Origin of the sequence: Sphingorhabdus sp. M41 (assembly GCF_001586275.1) — a bacterium.
GTDB lineage: Bacteria > Pseudomonadota > Alphaproteobacteria > Sphingomonadales > Sphingomonadaceae > Parasphingorhabdus.
In genome coordinates, this window is the sequence record NZ_CP014545.1 from 2,260,520 (window position 1) to 2,276,107 (window position 15,588).

The 15,588-nt window shown below is 57.6% G+C and carries 18 protein-coding genes; 5 read left to right on the forward strand and 13 right to left on the reverse strand.

What is annotated here, in order from left to right; translation table 11 throughout:
- Positions 1-6 precede the first annotated feature (6 nt).
- A complete protein-coding gene (locus AZE99_RS10755) occupies positions 7-705 on the reverse strand; it encodes a glutathione S-transferase family protein (protein WP_067200844.1) in 699 nt (232 codons plus the stop codon).
- Positions 706-1,118: 413 nt separating this feature from the next.
- On the opposite strand from AZE99_RS10755, the gene AZE99_RS10760 reads away from it, so the two are divergent.
- Both AZE99_RS10760 and AZE99_RS10765 read left to right on the forward strand, forming a co-directional pair.
- Entirely contained in the window at positions 1,119-3,248 is a 2,130-nt protein-coding gene (locus AZE99_RS10760; protein WP_067200846.1) for a TonB-dependent receptor, read from the forward strand.
- A gap of 47 nt (positions 3,249-3,295) precedes the next feature.
- Positions 3,296-3,385, forward strand: a complete 90-nt coding sequence (locus AZE99_RS10765) for an entericidin A/B family lipoprotein (protein ID WP_443027819.1) — start codon at positions 3,296-3,298, stop codon at positions 3,383-3,385.
- A 98-nt stretch (positions 3,386-3,483) separates the two neighbouring features.
- Here the strand turns inward: AZE99_RS10765 and tatC are convergent, their stop codons facing one another.
- The 9 genes from tatC to AZE99_RS10810 form a co-directional block, all read right to left on the reverse strand.
- Positions 3,484-4,260 (reverse strand): twin-arginine translocase subunit TatC, encoded by a 777-nt coding sequence (gene tatC / locus AZE99_RS10770; RefSeq protein ID WP_067200851.1) that lies wholly within the window; start codon positions 4,258-4,260, stop codon positions 3,484-3,486.
- On the reverse strand, positions 4,257-4,625 hold the full coding sequence (gene tatB, locus AZE99_RS10775; RefSeq protein WP_067200854.1) for a Sec-independent protein translocase protein TatB: 369 nt from the start codon (positions 4,623-4,625) through the stop codon (positions 4,257-4,259). Before tatB ends, tatC begins: the two co-directional genes overlap by 4 nt.
- Positions 4,626-4,660: 35 nt before the next feature.
- Positions 4,661-4,891 (reverse strand): twin-arginine translocase TatA/TatE family subunit, encoded by a 231-nt coding sequence (locus tag AZE99_RS10780; protein WP_067200857.1) that lies wholly within the window; start codon positions 4,889-4,891, stop codon positions 4,661-4,663.
- 25 nt (positions 4,892-4,916) lie between these two features.
- Positions 4,917-5,582: an SMC-Scp complex subunit ScpB gene (gene scpB / locus AZE99_RS10785; RefSeq protein WP_082788499.1), complete on the reverse strand. Its 666-nt coding sequence runs from the start codon at positions 5,580-5,582 to the stop codon at positions 4,917-4,919.
- A 34-nt stretch (positions 5,583-5,616) separates the two neighbouring features.
- Complete coding sequence (locus AZE99_RS10790; RefSeq protein WP_067200859.1) at positions 5,617-6,402, reverse strand: segregation and condensation protein A; 786 nt, start codon at positions 6,400-6,402, stop codon at positions 5,617-5,619.
- On the reverse strand, positions 6,399-7,418 hold the full coding sequence (gene nagZ / locus AZE99_RS10795) for a beta-N-acetylhexosaminidase (protein ID WP_067203565.1): 1,020 nt from the start codon (positions 7,416-7,418) through the stop codon (positions 6,399-6,401). The genes AZE99_RS10790 and nagZ overlap by 4 nt, the downstream gene beginning before the upstream one ends.
- Positions 7,419-7,530: 112 nt before the next feature.
- Positions 7,531-8,172 carry an SPOR domain-containing protein gene (locus AZE99_RS10800; protein WP_067200862.1) on the reverse strand — a complete coding sequence of 214 codons (642 nt, stop codon included), beginning with the start codon at positions 8,170-8,172 and terminating at the stop codon, positions 7,531-7,533.
- Between the two features lie 27 nt (positions 8,173-8,199).
- Entirely contained in the window at positions 8,200-9,924 is a 1,725-nt protein-coding gene (gene argS / locus AZE99_RS10805; RefSeq protein ID WP_067200864.1) for an arginine--tRNA ligase, read from the reverse strand.
- Positions 9,925-9,994: 70 nt separating this feature from the next.
- Positions 9,995-10,654 (reverse strand): hypothetical protein, encoded by a 660-nt coding sequence (locus AZE99_RS10810; RefSeq protein ID WP_443027762.1) that lies wholly within the window; start codon positions 10,652-10,654, stop codon positions 9,995-9,997.
- Between the two features lie 158 nt (positions 10,655-10,812).
- Here AZE99_RS10810 and ispH point away from each other — a divergent pair, with 158 nt between their 5' ends.
- From ispH to rnhA, 3 genes are read left to right on the forward strand one after another with little or no spacing between them, the layout of a single operon-like run.
- A complete protein-coding gene (gene ispH / locus AZE99_RS10815) occupies positions 10,813-11,772 on the forward strand; it encodes a 4-hydroxy-3-methylbut-2-enyl diphosphate reductase (RefSeq protein ID WP_067200866.1) in 960 nt (319 codons plus the stop codon).
- A complete protein-coding gene (thrB, locus tag AZE99_RS10820; protein ID WP_067200869.1) occupies positions 11,772-12,731 on the forward strand; it encodes a homoserine kinase in 960 nt (319 codons plus the stop codon). The genes ispH and thrB overlap by 1 nt, the downstream gene beginning before the upstream one ends.
- The gene (rnhA, locus tag AZE99_RS10825) at positions 12,728-13,189 is read left to right on the forward strand and encodes a ribonuclease HI (RefSeq protein WP_067200872.1); all 462 of its coding nucleotides are present in this window, start codon (positions 12,728-12,730) and stop codon (positions 13,187-13,189) included. Before thrB ends, rnhA begins: the two co-directional genes overlap by 4 nt.
- Here the strand turns inward: rnhA and AZE99_RS15945 are convergent.
- The 3 genes from AZE99_RS15945 to AZE99_RS10835 form a co-directional block, all read right to left on the reverse strand.
- Positions 13,186-13,362, reverse strand: a complete 177-nt coding sequence (locus AZE99_RS15945) for a YegP family protein (protein WP_082788337.1) — start codon at positions 13,360-13,362, stop codon at positions 13,186-13,188. The genes rnhA and AZE99_RS15945 overlap by 4 nt on opposite strands.
- Before the next feature lie 84 nt (positions 13,363-13,446).
- Positions 13,447-14,562, reverse strand: coding sequence for an NAD(P)/FAD-dependent oxidoreductase (locus AZE99_RS10830; RefSeq protein WP_067200874.1), 1,116 nt, complete (start codon positions 14,560-14,562; stop codon positions 13,447-13,449).
- Positions 14,559-15,530 (reverse strand): alpha/beta fold hydrolase, encoded by a 972-nt coding sequence (locus tag AZE99_RS10835; protein WP_067200877.1) that lies wholly within the window; start codon positions 15,528-15,530, stop codon positions 14,559-14,561. The genes AZE99_RS10830 and AZE99_RS10835 overlap by 4 nt, the downstream gene beginning before the upstream one ends.
- Positions 15,531-15,588: the final 58 nt, after the last annotated feature.

A 15,588-nucleotide genomic window follows, 5' to 3' on the forward strand; every position in this document is an offset into this window, starting at 1 on the left:
CCGAGCCTAGCTCAGGTCGAATTTCTCCGGCACAATTTTCGCCAATATCCTGTCGCAGCCTTCATTATTGCGCTGAAAGCAGTCATGCGCTCTCATCGCTTGATAATGCGCGACCAGCGCTGGCCAGCGGGATTTGTCGGGCAGGCCGGCAAGCATGTCGGTCTGGGCAATCTGGCTGGCGACCGCTATGTCGGCAATGGTGATCGTCTCGCCGATGAAATGGGCGCGGCCGTCGAGATAATGTTCGAGATAGTCCCACAGCGGCGGCAGCTTTTCATTCCAGGTCTTGCGCGCCGTTTCGATATCCGGCTCCTTGCGCTGGAACAGATTGAAGATGATCGGCCGGAACAGTCCCATGCCACCGGCCATCGCCATGCCGGTGTCGGCATATTCCTCCAGCCACAGCGCCCGGCCAAGGTCGAATGCATCGGCAGGATAGACCGCCGGGTCGGGCTGCCGCTTTTCCAGATAGCCGCAAATCGCCGAACTGTCGGTGATCGTTCCGGCAGGACCGTCCTCGGCAATATCCCGGTCGCGCAGCGAGGGAATGCGGCCTAGCGGGCTGATTTCCTTGTACCAGTCCGGCATGCCCATGACATTGACGTCCTCGCAATCATAGTCGAGCCCCTTGAGCGCCATCACCGCCTCTACCTTGCGCTGGAAGGGGGACAGAGGCGAGCCGTAAAGAACGAGCGATGCGGTCATGGGTGTGTTTCTCCTGATGTTTGGACGTTCCATGCCGGATTGACTGGAGATTGGGAAGCCCTCTCCCCCAAGGAAGAGGGTAAAAGGGTGAAGGGGGAATATTTCCTCCCTGAAGCGAAGCTTTGGGGAGGGGGACCGCGCGTAGCGTGGTGGAAGGGGCCCTCCGTCAGTCCTCCGGACTGCCACCTCCCCATTGCTGCGGAACAGGGAGGAAATATCGCCACCACCCCCCCCCCTCGCCTGTCATGATCTCTTCCCTCCACTCCGCCATCATCGCCCTCTTTCCTGTTTGAACGCCGCTTGCAGCAAATTTCACTCGCTTGGCCGACTCCCCGCAAATTAAGAATTGATATATTATATCATAACCCCTATCTAAGGGTCAGTTTCCATCCCCCAATATAGAAGAGAAGCTCTTGTCCCACAGAAAATTCCTGATTTCCGCCGCGATCCTGATATTGCCCGCCGCACCCGCTTTGGCGCAAACGGAAGACACCGCCGAACAGCGTACCAGCGGACTGTCCGACGATTTCCATGATGATGACATGATCGTCGTCACCGCGCCCTATGTCGATCAGCTTGATCTGCTGGCGGGGACCTCGGCGCTGTCGGGCGATGAGCTGGCGGAAGATTTACGCGGCCAGATTGGCGACAGTCTGACCAGCCTGCCCGGCGTGTCATCCACTTCCTTCTCTCCCGGCGCATCGCGCCCGGTCTTGCGCGGCTTTCAGGGCCCAAGAGTCCGCGTGCTGACCGACGGCATCGGCTCGCTCGACGCCTCCAACACTTCGGTCGATCACGCGGTGACGATTGATCCCCTGACCGCCCAGCGGGTGGAGATATTGCGCGGCCCTGCCGTGCTGCTGTTCGGCGGCGATGCCATTGGCGGAGCTGTCAATGTCATCGACAAGCGCATTCCCCGCGATATTCCCGATGATGCCGTGCATCTCGACGCGGTCGGCGGCTATGGCAGCGCAGCCGATGACTGGAGCATAGCCGGATCGGTCGATGTTCCGCTGACCCCCAAGCTCGTGATTCATGCCGACGGCAGCTTCCGCGACACGGGTGATGTCCGGGTGCCGGGCTATATTCTGTCACCCACGTTGCGGGCAGACGTGCTGGCGGACGCGGCAGAGGAACTTGAAGAAGGCCATGTTGATGAGGCCGCAGAACTGACCGAAGCCGCCAACCAGTCCGGCCATGTGCCCAACAGCGCCAGCCGCACGCAAACGGCGGGAGCGGGCATTGCCTATATCGACGATGGCGGCAATCTCGGTTTCTCGGTGAGCTATTATGATACCGATTACGGCGTTCCGGCACGCCCCGGAGCCGGCCATGCGCATGACGACCCGGGAGCCGGGGAAGAGGAGGAAGGACCGGTAACCATCGGCCTCGAACAGATACGCGCCGATCTGCGCGGCGGCGTGAACATGGGCGGTTTTTTCGAAGCCCTGAACTTCCGCGCGGGCTATAGCGACTATGAACATACCGAATTTGAAGGCGACGAGATCGGCACGGTCTTTTCCGTCTCCGGCATCGAAGCACGCGCCGAGCTGGTCCAGGCCGACCATGATGGCTGGCGCGGGGTGATAGGCACCCAGATACTCGCCCGCGATTTCAATGCCATTGGTGCCGAAGCCTTCGTACCCAAGAACAGCATCGAAAGCTGGGCTTTCTTCACTGTCCAGGAAGCCGATCTCGGCGATATCGAGCTGGAAGGCGCGCTGCGCTTTGACCAGACGACAGTCTCGGCCAACAGCCTCAATTTCGACCGCAGCTTCAATACGGTTTCCGGTGCTCTGGGCGTGGCCTACGCGCCGGAGGACGGGGCACTGAAGATCGGCGCGAATGTCTCGCGGTCCGAACGCGCACCATCGGCAGAGGAACTGCTGTCCAGCGGTCCCCATATCGCCACTCAGGCCTTCGAGATCGGCAATCCCGATTTCACCACGGAGAAAAGCTGGGGCGGCGAGCTTTATGCGCGCTGGGACAGCGACGACGTCCAGCTCAGCGCGACCATCTACAGCAATTTTTTCAAGGACTATATTTTCGAAGCGGAAACCGGTGCGGAAGAAGACGGCTTGCCGGTATTCCAGTATTTTCAGCGCGATGCGACCTATTATGGTTTCGAGGCTTCGGCATCTGCCGTCGTCGCTCGTGTGGGTGACTTCGATCTGATTGCCGATGGCGTGGCCGACTATGTCCGCGCCAAAATCAGCGATGCCGGCGGAGCGGTTCCGCGCATCCCGCCATTGCGTTTGCTTGGCGGGATCAAGGCGCATAGCGACAATCTTGATCTGCGCGCCGAAGTCGAATGGTCCGATAGCCAGAGAAAAGTGGCGGCCTTTGAAACCCCGACCGATGGCTTCACCATGGTCAACGCTTCGGCGGCATGGCGACCCTTCGGCAAGGAGGGTGGCGTAACCCTGCTCGCTTCGGCCAACAATATTTTTGACGTGGATGACCGTCGTCATGCCTCGTTCACTAAAGACTATGTACCTCTGTCCGGTCGTGATATTCGCGTAAGTGCAAAGTTTAGTTTTTAGGATATTTTGAAATGCAGAAAATTACCGCAGCAATCTTGATTTCTACAATGGTTCTCCTCAGCGCCTGTGCGACCGTCAAGGGTGTCGGCAAGGACATTGAATCGGTTGGCCAGGCTGGCCAGGATGCGATTGACTAGAAGAGCTTTTATCGTGCTCTGCCCTTGATGCGAGGCTGCTCTGGTGACAAATGATTGTTATCCAGCGCGCCGCGTCAAGGGCGGGGCACAACATCGCTCTAGGACGAAACTATTTCGCTTTTCTTGCGCTCGGTGAACCACATGATCAAGAGCGAAACCTCGTAAAGCAGGATCAGCGGAATCCCCAGCATCAGCTGCGACACCACATCCGGTGGAGTCAGGATCGCCGCCACCGCAAAGGCTCCGACAATCATATAGCGGCGTATGCCCTTTAGCTGCTGCCTGCTCACGATTCCCGCCCGGTTGAGCAACAAAAGCAGCACCGGAAGCTGAAAACATACACCGAAGGCGAGAATGAACTGCATTACCAGCGAGAGATAATCGCCCATTGCCGGCAGGGCTTCCTGTTGCAAGCCACCGACCGGCCCTTCAAATCCCAGAAAAAACCGAAATGCAGTCGGCATGACGATGAAATAGGCGAGCGATGCGCCGGCCATGAACAATAGCGGCGTGGCAATCAGGAACGGCAGAAATGCTTTCTTCTCTTTGGCATAAAGGCCTGGCGCGACAAAGGCCCAAAGCTGGTTGGAAATGATCGGAAAGGCGAGGAAAAAGGCCGCGAACATCGCCACCTTGATCTCGACAAAAAAAGCCTCGTAGAGCTTGGTGTAGATCAGCTTCCCTTCGCCGGCGGGAAATGCGTCGGTCAGCGGCTGGACAAGTATGCCGAAAATCTCGTCGGCAAAAAATATGCTGACCAGGAAAGCCACGGTCAACGCAGCCACCGACCAGAGCAGACGCTGGCGCAACTCGATCAGATGCTCGATTAGCGGGGCCTTGCTTTCGTCAAGGTCCGGCTTGCTTTGATCATTCATGGCTTGGAATCGCTCGCGGGCGGCAGATCGGGCCGGTCATCCACTGGATTGGACGGTTCGGCAATATCTGCGGGAGGCCCGTCGAGCGGTTCCATCCTCGGTTCATCTGCAACATTATCATCGGGGAGCGCGGGATATTCGCTCATGATCCGTTCGTTTTCCGACGCCCATTTCTTTTCCATTTCCTGAAGCTCGGCTTCACGGACCATGGCATCCAGCCCGGTGCGAAAATTGGCCATTATGCCACGCCCCTTGGCCATCCATTTGCCCGCCGTCGCCAGCGCGCGCGGCAATTCCTTCGGTCCGATGACGACAGTGGCAATGATCGCGATAATCGCGATCTCGGATATGGAAAGGTCAAACATATATTATGCGGCCCTGAATTTAGAGGCCGGCCTGATCAAACAGCCGTTTTATCTGTGGTCTTGCTACTATCGGCTGACGTATCGCCGGTCTTGCTGTCAATCTTCGGGGGAGGATTAGCAGCATTTGCTTCTTCCTCGGTGATTCCCTTTTTAAAGGAACGGATGCCCTTGCCGACATCGCCCATCATTTCGGAAATCCGGCCGCGGCCAAACAAAATCAGAACCAGCGCCGCTACAATTAAAATCTGCCAAACACTCGGTTGCATGCGATATTCTCCTTAGGCGCTCTATTTAAGCGCTTTCGATCTGGTTTTCCAGCAAAACACCATCATCATCTGCAAAGTCTCGCTCTTCGGACTCTTCAGCCGCCTGGTCAGCATCCGCTTCCGCTTCGGCGTCCAGTTCCATTTGCTCCAGCACAAGATCGACAGGATCCAGCAATCCCGCGGCTTTCAGGTCATCGATGCCGGGCAGATCCCTGCGACTGTGCAATCCGAAATGGGTCAGAAACTCTGCGGTGGTCGCATAAATTAAAGGCCTGCCGGGCACTTCGCGACGGCCGGCCGGACGCACCCATCCCGATTCCATCAACACGTCAAGCGTGCCCTTGGCAACCTGCACACCGCGGATGGCTTCAATTTCGGCACGGCTGACCGGTTCATGATAGGCAATGATCGCCAGCGTCTCCATGCCGGCGCGGCTGAGCTTGCGCATTTCCGCCCGTTCGCGGCGCAGCAGATGCGAGAGATCCTGCGCAGTCTGGAAATGCCAGCGATCTCCGGTTTTGATCAGTACTATGCCGCGATGTTGAAAATCATCCTGCAAGTCCGCCAATATCCGCCGAATATCCAGCTCTTCGCCAACATAGGCCCTGATATCAGCGATCGTCATCGGCTTTTCGGAAGCAAAAAGCGTCGCCTCGACCGCACGTTTGCCGATATCCAATGCCTCGGGCATTGCTTCGATCAGGCTGGTGTCTTCGCTGTCATGTTCACCCATGTGTCGTCGCCTTTATCCTGAGCGGTGCGAAACTTTCTTCCTGCTGCAATTCCAGCTTTCCCTGCCGGGCCAGTTCCAGCGTCGCGAGAAAACTGGATGCGAGCGCCGATTTACGCAGTTCGGGCGGCGCGCCGGGGGGCAGGAAATGCCTTATATCCATCCAGTCGATCGCTTCGCCGAGCATCATCGAGACCCGGGCCAGCGCATCCTCCAGCGTCATCACCATCCGCTGCCGGACGATATGGATGGCGGGCGCACCGCGGACTTTCACGCGGGAGTAAGCGGCAATCAGATCATAATATTCCGCCTGCCACTGCCGGTCCTTGACCACCCGCAGCCCTTCCGGTGCGCCGCGCATGAACACGTCGCGACCAATTCGGTCCCGAGCCAGCAGCCGCGCACCCGATTCCCGCATCGCGTTCAACCGCTCCAGCCGCATCTGCAGCCGCAGCGCCAGTTCTTCCGGCGACGGTTCGATTTCCGGATCGCGGGGCAGCAACAGCCCCGATTTCAAATAGGTCAGCCAGGCCGCCATCACCAGATAATCGGCCGCCAGTTCCAGCCGCAACGTCTGGGCACTGGCGATATATTTGAGATATTCCTGCACCAGTTCGAGAATCGAGATCTCGCGCAGATCGACCTTCTGGTTGCGGGCCAATGCGAGCAGCAGATCGAGCGGCCCTTCCCAGCCGTCTATGTTCAGGGTCAGCGACCCTTCTTCGGATGCCGCCGGTTCCGGGGGAAAGAAGAATCCTTCATTCTCCGGTTCGTCGCTCATGCCACGGCTGCCATCAGCCCGTCGCGGCGGGCAAGCAAGCTGGCCAGCTCATCCCGGTAATCGGTGACTGTCATGCCGGAAATGGTCGCCATTGCGTCATCCAGCCGCTGCTTGGTCTTTTCCGACATCGGCGCCAGACGGTCGGCAATGCCGACCATATCGTCCATCTTCGCCCAGCAATTGAGCGCGATATCGCAGCCCGCTGCCTGGGCCCGTTCGGCCCGCTCCGGAACCGTTCCGGAGAGTGCTTCCATGTCGAGATCATCGGTGAACAGCAGCCCGTCAAAGCCGATCCGGTCGCGGATAATATCCTGAACGACGGTTTTCGACAGGGTCGACGGCGTCTCTGCATCCCAGGCGGTAAACAGCAAATGGCCGGTCATGCCCATTGGCGCCTTGTTGAGCGCCTGAAACGGAGCCAAGTCCAGTTCCAGCTCCTCGTCGCTGGCGGTCACCGTCGGCAAGGCCTTGTGCGTGTCGACGCTGGTCCGGCCATGACCCGGCAGATGCTTGACCACGCCGACCACGCCGCCGCGCTGCAGCCCGTCGATAATCGCGCGGCCGAGAGCGGCGACCCGCATCGGTTCGCTGCCCAGAGCGCGATCACCAATGACATTATTGGCATCCGGCTGACGGACATCGAGCAGCGGATGGCAATCCACGGTAATCCCGACCTCGGCCAGGGTGACGGCAATTGCCTGGGCATTGAGCCGAGCTGCCTCGATCGCGGTGGCGGGCGCAATGTCATAGAGCTTGTCGAACACTTCTCCCGCCGGGAATTTGGGCCAGAGCGGTGCCTGCATCCGCGCGACACGACCGCCTTCCTGATCGATCAGGATAGCCAGATCATCACGGCCATGGAGCGCACGCAACTCGTCGGTCAGCGCCCTGAGCTGCGCCTTGCTTTCAATATTTCGACCGAAAATAATATAGCCCGCAGGATTGCTATCCCGGAAAAACGCCTTTTCGGCGGCAGTCAGGCTCAGGCCCGAAATTCCGAATACCGCCGGTGTCATAGCCATGATGAACTCTTTTCACGCAACATATCTTATACTTGCGCCGTTTCGCAGCCGGGTAAAGGCGAAAGCGCCGTTATCCACAGCACTTCAACCATCAATTGCCTGAAAACTAGCGAACGACGAGGCAGCTTTCACCAGCAGCCTTCAGATTGTTGCAGATTTCCTGAGCCGCCTCACGGCTCGGCGCAACGGCGTTCAGCCGGTAAATCGTGCCGCCATCCAGTTTGCCGGGGATGATCTTCTTCGGCAGCGAGCCGATCGATTCAAACCGGCGGGCATAGCCCGACCAGCTGCTGTCGGCGAGACTGGCCGAACTGAAGGCACCAAGCTGGATCAGCGCGCTGCCAGCGGCGTCTGCGGCCGGTGCGTCTTCCGATTTGCGAATGGGTGCCTCGGCGACCACGGGATCCCCCAATTGCGCCGGCATTTCCTTGCCTTCGCTGGCGGCGAAGCTGGCATCGCCTTCGCCTTCAAACTGCCGGGCCTGCGGATCATCAGGACGGACCTTATAGTCGCCTTCCTGTGCCGCGATCAACTCGCCATTGCCGTCGATCCCGCTTCCATCGCGGTTTTGCAGCCAGTAGATACCACCGACTATTGCTGCCAGCAGCAGCAAGCCTGCGCCAACGAAAAGCGCCACCCGGAGTGGGGAATATTCGCCCTCATCATCATCATAGTCTTCGGCGGACTCAAGCCAGGGCAGACGTTCTTCGTCGTCCAGATCAAGACTGTCGCGGGTAGTATCTGACATTTTACGCTCCGTTAGCCAAAGGGCTGCTCACATCGATTCTGCGGCCGTAACGCCCATCAAAGCAAGACCATTTTTCACAGTCTGCCCGATATTCTTGGCTAAGAAAAGCCTCGCTGACGTAATCTCCGGGTCGTTAACCATTATGATCCGCTTCTCAGGCCGGTCATTGCCCAGATTATAATAAGCGTGAAAAGCGGCGGCCAGGTCGTTCAGGTAGAATGCGACTCGGTGCGGCTCGCGCGAAGCCGCTGCCGATTCAACAATGCGCGGGAATTGCGCCGCCATTTTGATGAGGTCCATTTCCTCTTCGCCAAGCCGTTCAAGATGGTCGGATGATGGCATGATCCCTTCATCCGCGGCCTTGCGCAACGTCGACTGGATGCGGGCATGGGCATATTGGACGTAGAAGACGGGATTGTCGCGAGAAGCTTCCATCACCTTGGCGAAATCGAAATCCATCTGGGCATCGGCCTTGCGCGTCAGCATGGTGAAGCGCACGGCATCTTTGCCGACTTCCTCGACCATATCGGCGATCGTGACAAATTTGCCCGAGCGTTTGGACATTTTCTCCGGCTCGCCATTGCGCAGCAAGCGCACCATCTGGACCAGTTTCACGTCAAATTTGGTCTTGCCTTCGGTCAGCGCGGCGACAGCTGCCTTGATCCGCTTGACCGTGCCGCTGTGATCGGCACCCCAGATATCAATCAGTTCGTCGGCGGTTTGTGCCTTTTGAAAATGATAGGCCAGATCGCCGCCAAAATAGGTCCAGCGTCCATTGGATTTCTTGATCGGGCGATCCTGGTCATCGCCAAATTGCGTCGACCGGAACAGCGGCAGCTCGACCGCTTCCCAATCCTCGATCACCTTGCCCTTGGGTTGCTCCAGCACTCCATCATAGACAAGGTCGCGTGACCGCAGTTCCGCCTCGGCAATATCCGCCTTGCCCGCTTCGTGCAGCTCGGCTTCAGAGGAGAAGATATCATGCTTGATCCCGAGCAGCGCAAGATCCGAACGGATCATGTCCATCATCTTCTCGACCGCTGCCTTGCGAAAAATGAGCAGCCATTCGGATTCTTCGGCATCCTTGTATTTATCGCCAAATTCGGCGGCCAGAGCCTCGCCGACCGGCTTCAGATAATCGCCCGGGTACAGGCCTTCGGGAATAGCGCCGATCTCTTCACCCAAGGCTTCGAGATAACGCAAATGGGCCGAACGGGCGAGTGTATCGACCTGCGATCCGGCGTCATTGACATAATATTCGCGGATAACCTTGTTACCCACCGCCTCGAGCAGATCGGCCAGCGCATCACCGACCACCGCGCCACGGCAATGGCCCATGTGCATCGGTCCGGTCGGGTTGGCGGATACATATTCGATATTGACGGTGACGCCCCTGCCCTTGTCCGAGCGGCCATATTCCGCACCCAGTTGCTCGATTTCCAGCAGTTCGCCCAGCAGCACCGGAGCCGCAACCCGCAGGTTGATAAACCCGGGACCGGCAATGTCCACCGATTGCACATCAGCCAGCGCGCCGAGCTTTTCCGCGATTTTCTCCGCAAGATCGCGCGGTTTCATACCAGCCGGTTTGGACAATACCATTGCCGCATTGGTCGACAGGTCACCGTGCGAAGCATCCCTGGGGGGCTCCAACGTAACGTTGGAACGATCAATCTCGGCGGGCAATATGCCTGCCTCGGTCAATTCGTCCAATATTGCATCAATATGTTTCTGAAAAATCTGGAACAGCATGATTGGCTCAATTCATCATAGGGAAAAGGGCCCGACATTGATCAGGCGCGAACACTCGTCATTTCAGGCGACCCTATCGGGTAGCGTTATATTGCAACTGTGCCGGGGTTAGCTGAAATCCGACAAGCAGCTCGAAAGACGATCGTGCAACTGCAGCCTTGACGGCCGGGTCAGCCAACGGATCAAGCGCCGCGTCAGGGTCTCCGGGCTTGCGCTTGCGGGTCAGGCGTTCAATCACGTCTTCCGGCAAACGCGCGGCAGACGCATCAACATAGGCGCCAGCCTTGCCCGAAGCCGTTGCACGATAATCACCGTCGGCAAATTGCAGCGTCACATTTTTGATCCGCTTTGCGACCACGGCAGTCCCGCCTTGGACGACGGTCGAGAAATACGGAACCGTCACGGTGCGCGCTCCGGTCGGCCGGGTCCGTGACGCGTAGATGTCAAACGTCGCTTCGGTATAAATTCGCGCGCCTTCGCTATTGCAGGTCGAACGGACGTTGGTGATGTTCGCCACCACATCGATAGCGCTTGCATCGGTGCTGTTCACGGGATTGAAGATGGTGATGTCGCCCGTATGATCGGGAACCGCGACTGCGGGACAACCCGAACGGGTAACCGAAACGCCTACGCCTGAACTTACGTCGAGCGCGCCTTCCTTGGCGCATCCGGTAACAGCCAAGATCGTGATCCCCGCCAAAAATATTTTTTTCAACTGGCCGTTTGCCATCATTTTCAATCCTTGCCTTTGATCACGGGCAACACACATAGGCTCCATGCGCTCCGATAAAAATTTCGCAACCCTTATCTGGGCCTTTAATGCGGTGCAACCGTCCATAAGATGAACAGACGGGCTTTTCGCCGGTGCAGTTATTCCCTAAGGGCATAAACATGATTCATTCCGATAAGCAGAAACGGCAGATTGACTTGCTTGTGGCCGCGCCGCGCGGCTTTTGTGCGGGCGTCGACAGAGCGATAAAAATTGTCGAGCTGGCGATAAAAAAATATGGCGCCCCCGTCTATGTCCGGCACGAAATCGTCCACAACCGCTATGTGGTGGATGAATTGAAGAAACTGGGTGCGATATTTGTCGAGGAACTCACCGAAGTGCCCGATGGTGTCCCGGTGGTATTCTCCGCTCATGGCGTGCCCAAGGCGGTACCGCATAAAGCGGAAGAACGCGGACTGGAATATCTGGATGCAACCTGCCCGCTGGTGTCCAAAGTACATCGTCAGGCGGAACGGCAAACCGAAGCCGGCCGGCATATCATATTTGTCGGCCACGCCAATCATCCCGAAGTCATCGGCACTTTCGGGCAAGTCGATGAAGGCCAGATGACGCTGGTGGAAACGCTGGATGATGTTGCCGCCCTCGAACCCGAGAATCCGGACGCACTTGCTTTTCTCACCCAGACAACCCTGTCCGTCGATGACACGCACGCAATCGTCGAGGCGCTGCAGGCCCGTTTTCCCTCCATCGTCGGACCAAAAGGCGAGGATATTTGCTACGCAACTTCCAACCGCCAGGATGCCGTGAAAAAAATAGCCCTATCCTGTCAGCTCGTTCTGGTCATCGGCGCACCAAATAGCTCGAATAGCGTACGTCTCGTAGAAGTCGCAGAACGCGGCGGGGCAATGGCCAGATTGATCCAGCGGGCCGATGAAATCGACCTTGCCTGGCTGGACGGCATTAATATTTTAGGTTTGACCGCCGGGGCCTCCGCCCCGGAAATTCTGGTGCGCGAGGTCATAGACCTGCTCGAAGCACATTTCGATGTACGGCAGGAAAAGGTTACGACCACCGAGGAAAATATGGTCTTCAAGCTTCCGCGCGGTCTAGAAGCGGCCTGATGGCGGTCTATACGAAGGTCAGCGCAGAGGAAATCGACCAGTTCCTCACCCGTTTCGATGTCGGAACACTGGTGTCGGTCAAAGGCATTGCCGAGGGCGTGGAAAATAGCAATTATCTGCTGGAAACCACAGAAGACAAGTTCATCCTGACCTTATATGAAAAAAGGGTCGATCCGGCTGACCTGCCGTTTTTCATCGCACTGCTCGATCATCTGGCGCAAAAGGGTTGCCTGGTGCCGCCGATGATCGCCGACCGCGAAGGTACGAAGATTCAGCAACTCTGCGGACGCAGCGCCTGTTTGATCACCTTTCTCTCAGGTGTGTCGGTAAGTCACCCGACAGCGGCTCAAGCCGGTGCAACCGGGCAAGCTCTAGGGCAAATGCATCAGGCCCTGACGGATTTTGATCTGGAGCGGCGCAACAGCATGGATCATGATGGCTGGCGGACGCTGGCTGACCAATGCGGACCCGCACAGCTCGACGAAATAGCGCCGGGTCTGGCAGATGCGGTTTCGCAGGAGCTCGATCATCTCGACGCGCATTGGCCGCATGAACTGCCCCGGTCGGCCATTCATGCTGATCTTTTCCCCGACAATGTCCTGATGCTGGGTGATCAGGTTACCGGCCTGATCGACTTTTATTTCTCCTGCACCGACATCCGCGCCTATGATCTCGCAGTGACCCATGCGGCCTGGTGTTTTTCCGAGGATGGTACCAATTTTCACCAACCGATATCGCGCGCCCTGATCGCCGGATATGAGTCGGCTTTCACGCTCAGCGATGCCGAACGCCAGGCGCTGCCCTTGCTCGCCCGCGGCGCGGCCCTGCGATTTCTGCTAACCCGGGCCTATGATTGGATCAACACCCCGGCCGGCGCCTTGGTGACACGCAAGGATCCCCAAGCCTTTCTCAATCGCCTGCAATTTTATCAAAATCACCCGGATATTTTTACCATATGACCGAGCCAAAAATTGTGGAAATCGCCACCGATGGCGCATGCAAGGGCAATCCCGGTCCCGGTGGCTGGGGTGCGCTGATCCGTCACGGTGACAAGGAAAAGGAAATTTCCGGAGGCGAGCCGGAAACGACCAATAACCGCATGGAGCTGCGTGCGGCGATCGAGGCCCTCAACGCGCTCAAGCGGCCCTGCAAGGTCAAGCTGTCGATCGACAGCAAATATGTAAAGGACGGCATCACCCAGTGGATTTTCGGCTGGCAGAAAAACGGCTGGCGGACAGCCGCGCGAAAGCCGGTCAAAAATGCTGATCTCTGGCAGGATCTGCTAAAGGCTGTCGAGCCTCATCAGATCGAATGGCACTGGGTCAAGGGCCACGCCGGCGACGCTGACAATGAACGCGCCGACCAACTGGCGAGCGACGCTGCCATGCACGCCGCCGCCCTTCGGCACAGTTTCTAGCTATTGTCTTCAATCTCGGCATTCGGTCCGTTTTTCTGGATCGAGCTGATCGCATTTTTCGCGCTGGCCTTGCTGGTATAGCCATCGGTCGCAAAAATGATTTCGCTATTATATTTGAAGCGAACCCGAAACTCGCCCTTCTTGTCTTTCCAAATCTCAAATTTATGCGCCATTTCGATGCTCTCCTTCTGTTGGGTAACAGAATTAATAGGCCAACAAGCCGGTTGTGCAACGATCCCGTTGTAAAACGTTGTTTCCTAAGAAAATCTTGTAGCCGCATAACGGCTTGCATCAACAGCATACAGGCTTTGATCAGGCGCTTGTCCCAGCAGAACCGAACGGGCCAGTTTTGCAGCCGCCGGAGCAGTCTGAATACCGAACCCCCCTTGCCCGGCGAACCAGAAAAAATCCGCGGTCGTGGAATCAAATCCGATCACCGGCAAGCGGTCCGGTGCAAAACTGCGCAATCCCGCCCATTTCCGAGATACCCGCTTGACCTCCACATCCATCACTTTCTCAAACCGGTCGATGGCTATGGCGACGCTCAGTTCGTCGGGTGCGACATCACCGGGTTCGGCCGGAATCTCGTCATGCGGACTAAGCCAATAGCCACCACCCGCTTCCGGTTTGAAGTAAAAGCTGCCATCCAGAGCGACAACCAGCGGCATGTCCTGCGATGAAGGAGGATCGGTTTCGATCTGGACCATATTTCGGATCAGCGGCTGGATGCCGACCGGTTTCACATCAGCCATCCGCGCGATATTATCCGCCCAGGCGCCGGCCGCGTTCACCACTATGGTCGCGTGATAATGTTGATCCCCGGCAATCAACTCCCAATCCCGGTCATTTTTCCGGATATGGCTGACCGCTGCCCGGCAAATCAGATCCACGTTCTTGCGCTTGGCATCCCTGAGATAAGCGGCATGCAGTGCGGCAACATCAATATCGCGACAGTCCGGTTCGTAAATGGCATGTTTCCACATCGGCTTCAAATCCGGAACAAGGAGAACGGCTTGATCCCAGGACCAGCGATCCATGGACAGGCCGCTATCAGCGAAATCGGACAGGAATTGATCGGCAAGATGTTGCTCGTCGTCTCGGCCGATATTGACCGCACCGCGTGGTCGAAGGAAAGCAGATTCCGAAAATTCCGGCGGCGGGTTTTCCAGAAATGATCGGGACGCAGATGTAAGCGGCTGCACAAGCGGCCCTCCATAGCTTTCGGTCCAGAAAGCGGCAGAGCGGCCAGTGGAATGATAGCCAGGATGGTCCTCCGCTTCGAGCAGTATGACCGATCGATCGGCGCCGATTTCAGAGGCGATGCTGGCTCCAGCGATACCGGCGCCAATTATGGCGACATCATAATATTTCATTTGGGGGGGGCCACTCGGTCGAGAAAGGAAAAACAGGTATTAAGGGCATCATTGCGCACCTCGTCAACCTCACGAAAAATTTCATGCGCGGCTTCTGCGCCGAATAATTTCAGCTCGACCTTCGGCATCAGGTGCACCGCACGCTCGATGGTTGCGTGATCGACCAGTTCGTCGGTCGAGGTCGCCAATACCAATATTGGAATCTCCATCTTCACCAGCCTTTGCCGGTTACGCAATCTTCTGGTCGAAGCATAGGCTCGCTCCACCCAGCGCCAGCTCGCCGGTCCCAGCCGGACGAAGGGGCGCTCGCGGAACCAGAAAAACTCGTCCGAATAGCGATCGGGATCATGGGTCAGCAGAGCCTGCCGGGGGACATAGGGTTCCAGCGGATTTTCGATCGGTTTCCATGCACGCCGTTCGCCCCGACCGATAATACACATGATCTTGGCGGCCAGCTGCGCTGCCCATTCCGGCATCCCACCGCCAGCAGGAGCCAGCATCGGCGCACTCAAAATCGCCGCATCGGGATCGATCCGCTGTTCGGTTAGCGCCCGCAGCACCAGATGCCCGCCCATGCTGTGACCCAGCACGACATGCGGCCCGACATGGCTGGCGCGCCATTGATCAAACAGCGCCCCCAGATCCCCTACCCAGGTCGCAAAATCGTCAATATGGCCCACATGCGGGTGCGGCCCGCACCGCCCCGATCCGCCCTGTCCGCGCCAGTCGACTGACGTGACATTCCATCCACGGGCGTAAAAATCGTGAAAAGTTTCCAGATATTTTTCGTAGAAATCCGCTCGCCCGGTCATGAACAGCAGGGAACCTCGGGGTCTGTCCTGCTGCCAATCTAATTTCCTGAATTCCCAGCCATCGGGCCCGGTCCAGGTCTCTTCCAAGGCGCCTTTTGGAACCGAACGGCGATCGAAATGCTGGTCTTTCGAGTCTGTCCTGTCAGGGTCTGTCATTGGCACTGTGTCGGAAGATAAAAACCGCTCCGGGAATCGTGGTTACTATTTGGTAAGG

Excerpts from the sequence above, each read along its gene's own strand:
- tatC (WP_067200851.1), bottom strand. The coding sequence starts at position 4,260 with ATGAATGATCAAAGCAAGCCGGACCTTGACGAAAGCAAGGCCCCGCTA.
- AZE99_RS15945 (WP_082788337.1), bottom strand. The coding sequence starts at position 13,362 with ATGGCGCATAAATTTGAGATTTGGAAAGACAAGAAGGGCGAGTTTCGG.
- thrB (WP_067200869.1), top strand. The coding sequence starts at position 11,772 with ATGGCGGTCTATACGAAGGTCAGCGCAGAGGAAATCGACCAGTTCCTC.
- AZE99_RS10765 (WP_443027819.1), top strand. The coding sequence starts at position 3,296 with ATGGTTCTCCTCAGCGCCTGTGCGACCGTCAAGGGTGTCGGCAAGGAC.
- AZE99_RS10780 (WP_067200857.1), bottom strand. The coding sequence starts at position 4,891 with ATGCAACCGAGTGTTTGGCAGATTTTAATTGTAGCGGCGCTGGTTCTG.
- AZE99_RS10800 (WP_067200862.1), bottom strand. The coding sequence starts at position 8,172 with ATGTCAGATACTACCCGCGACAGTCTTGATCTGGACGACGAAGAACGT.
- AZE99_RS10835 (WP_067200877.1), bottom strand. The coding sequence starts at position 15,530 with ATGACAGACCCTGACAGGACAGACTCGAAAGACCAGCATTTCGATCGC.
- AZE99_RS10810 (WP_443027762.1), bottom strand. The coding sequence starts at position 10,654 with ATGATGGCAAACGGCCAGTTGAAAAAAATATTTTTGGCGGGGATCACG.
- AZE99_RS10830 (WP_067200874.1), bottom strand. The coding sequence starts at position 14,562 with ATGAAATATTATGATGTCGCCATAATTGGCGCCGGTATCGCTGGAGCC.
- scpB (WP_082788499.1), bottom strand. The coding sequence starts at position 5,582 with ATGCCCGAGGCATTGGATATCGGCAAACGTGCGGTCGAGGCGACGCTT.
- tatB (WP_067200854.1), bottom strand. The coding sequence starts at position 4,625 with ATGTTTGACCTTTCCATATCCGAGATCGCGATTATCGCGATCATTGCC.
- AZE99_RS10755 (WP_067200844.1), bottom strand. The coding sequence starts at position 705 with ATGACCGCATCGCTCGTTCTTTACGGCTCGCCTCTGTCCCCCTTCCAG.
- ispH (WP_067200866.1), top strand. The coding sequence starts at position 10,813 with ATGATTCATTCCGATAAGCAGAAACGGCAGATTGACTTGCTTGTGGCC.
- AZE99_RS10790 (WP_067200859.1), bottom strand. The coding sequence starts at position 6,402 with ATGAGCGACGAACCGGAGAATGAAGGATTCTTCTTTCCCCCGGAACCG.
- nagZ (WP_067203565.1), bottom strand. The coding sequence starts at position 7,418 with ATGACACCGGCGGTATTCGGAATTTCGGGCCTGAGCCTGACTGCCGCC.
- rnhA (WP_067200872.1), top strand. The coding sequence starts at position 12,728 with ATGACCGAGCCAAAAATTGTGGAAATCGCCACCGATGGCGCATGCAAG.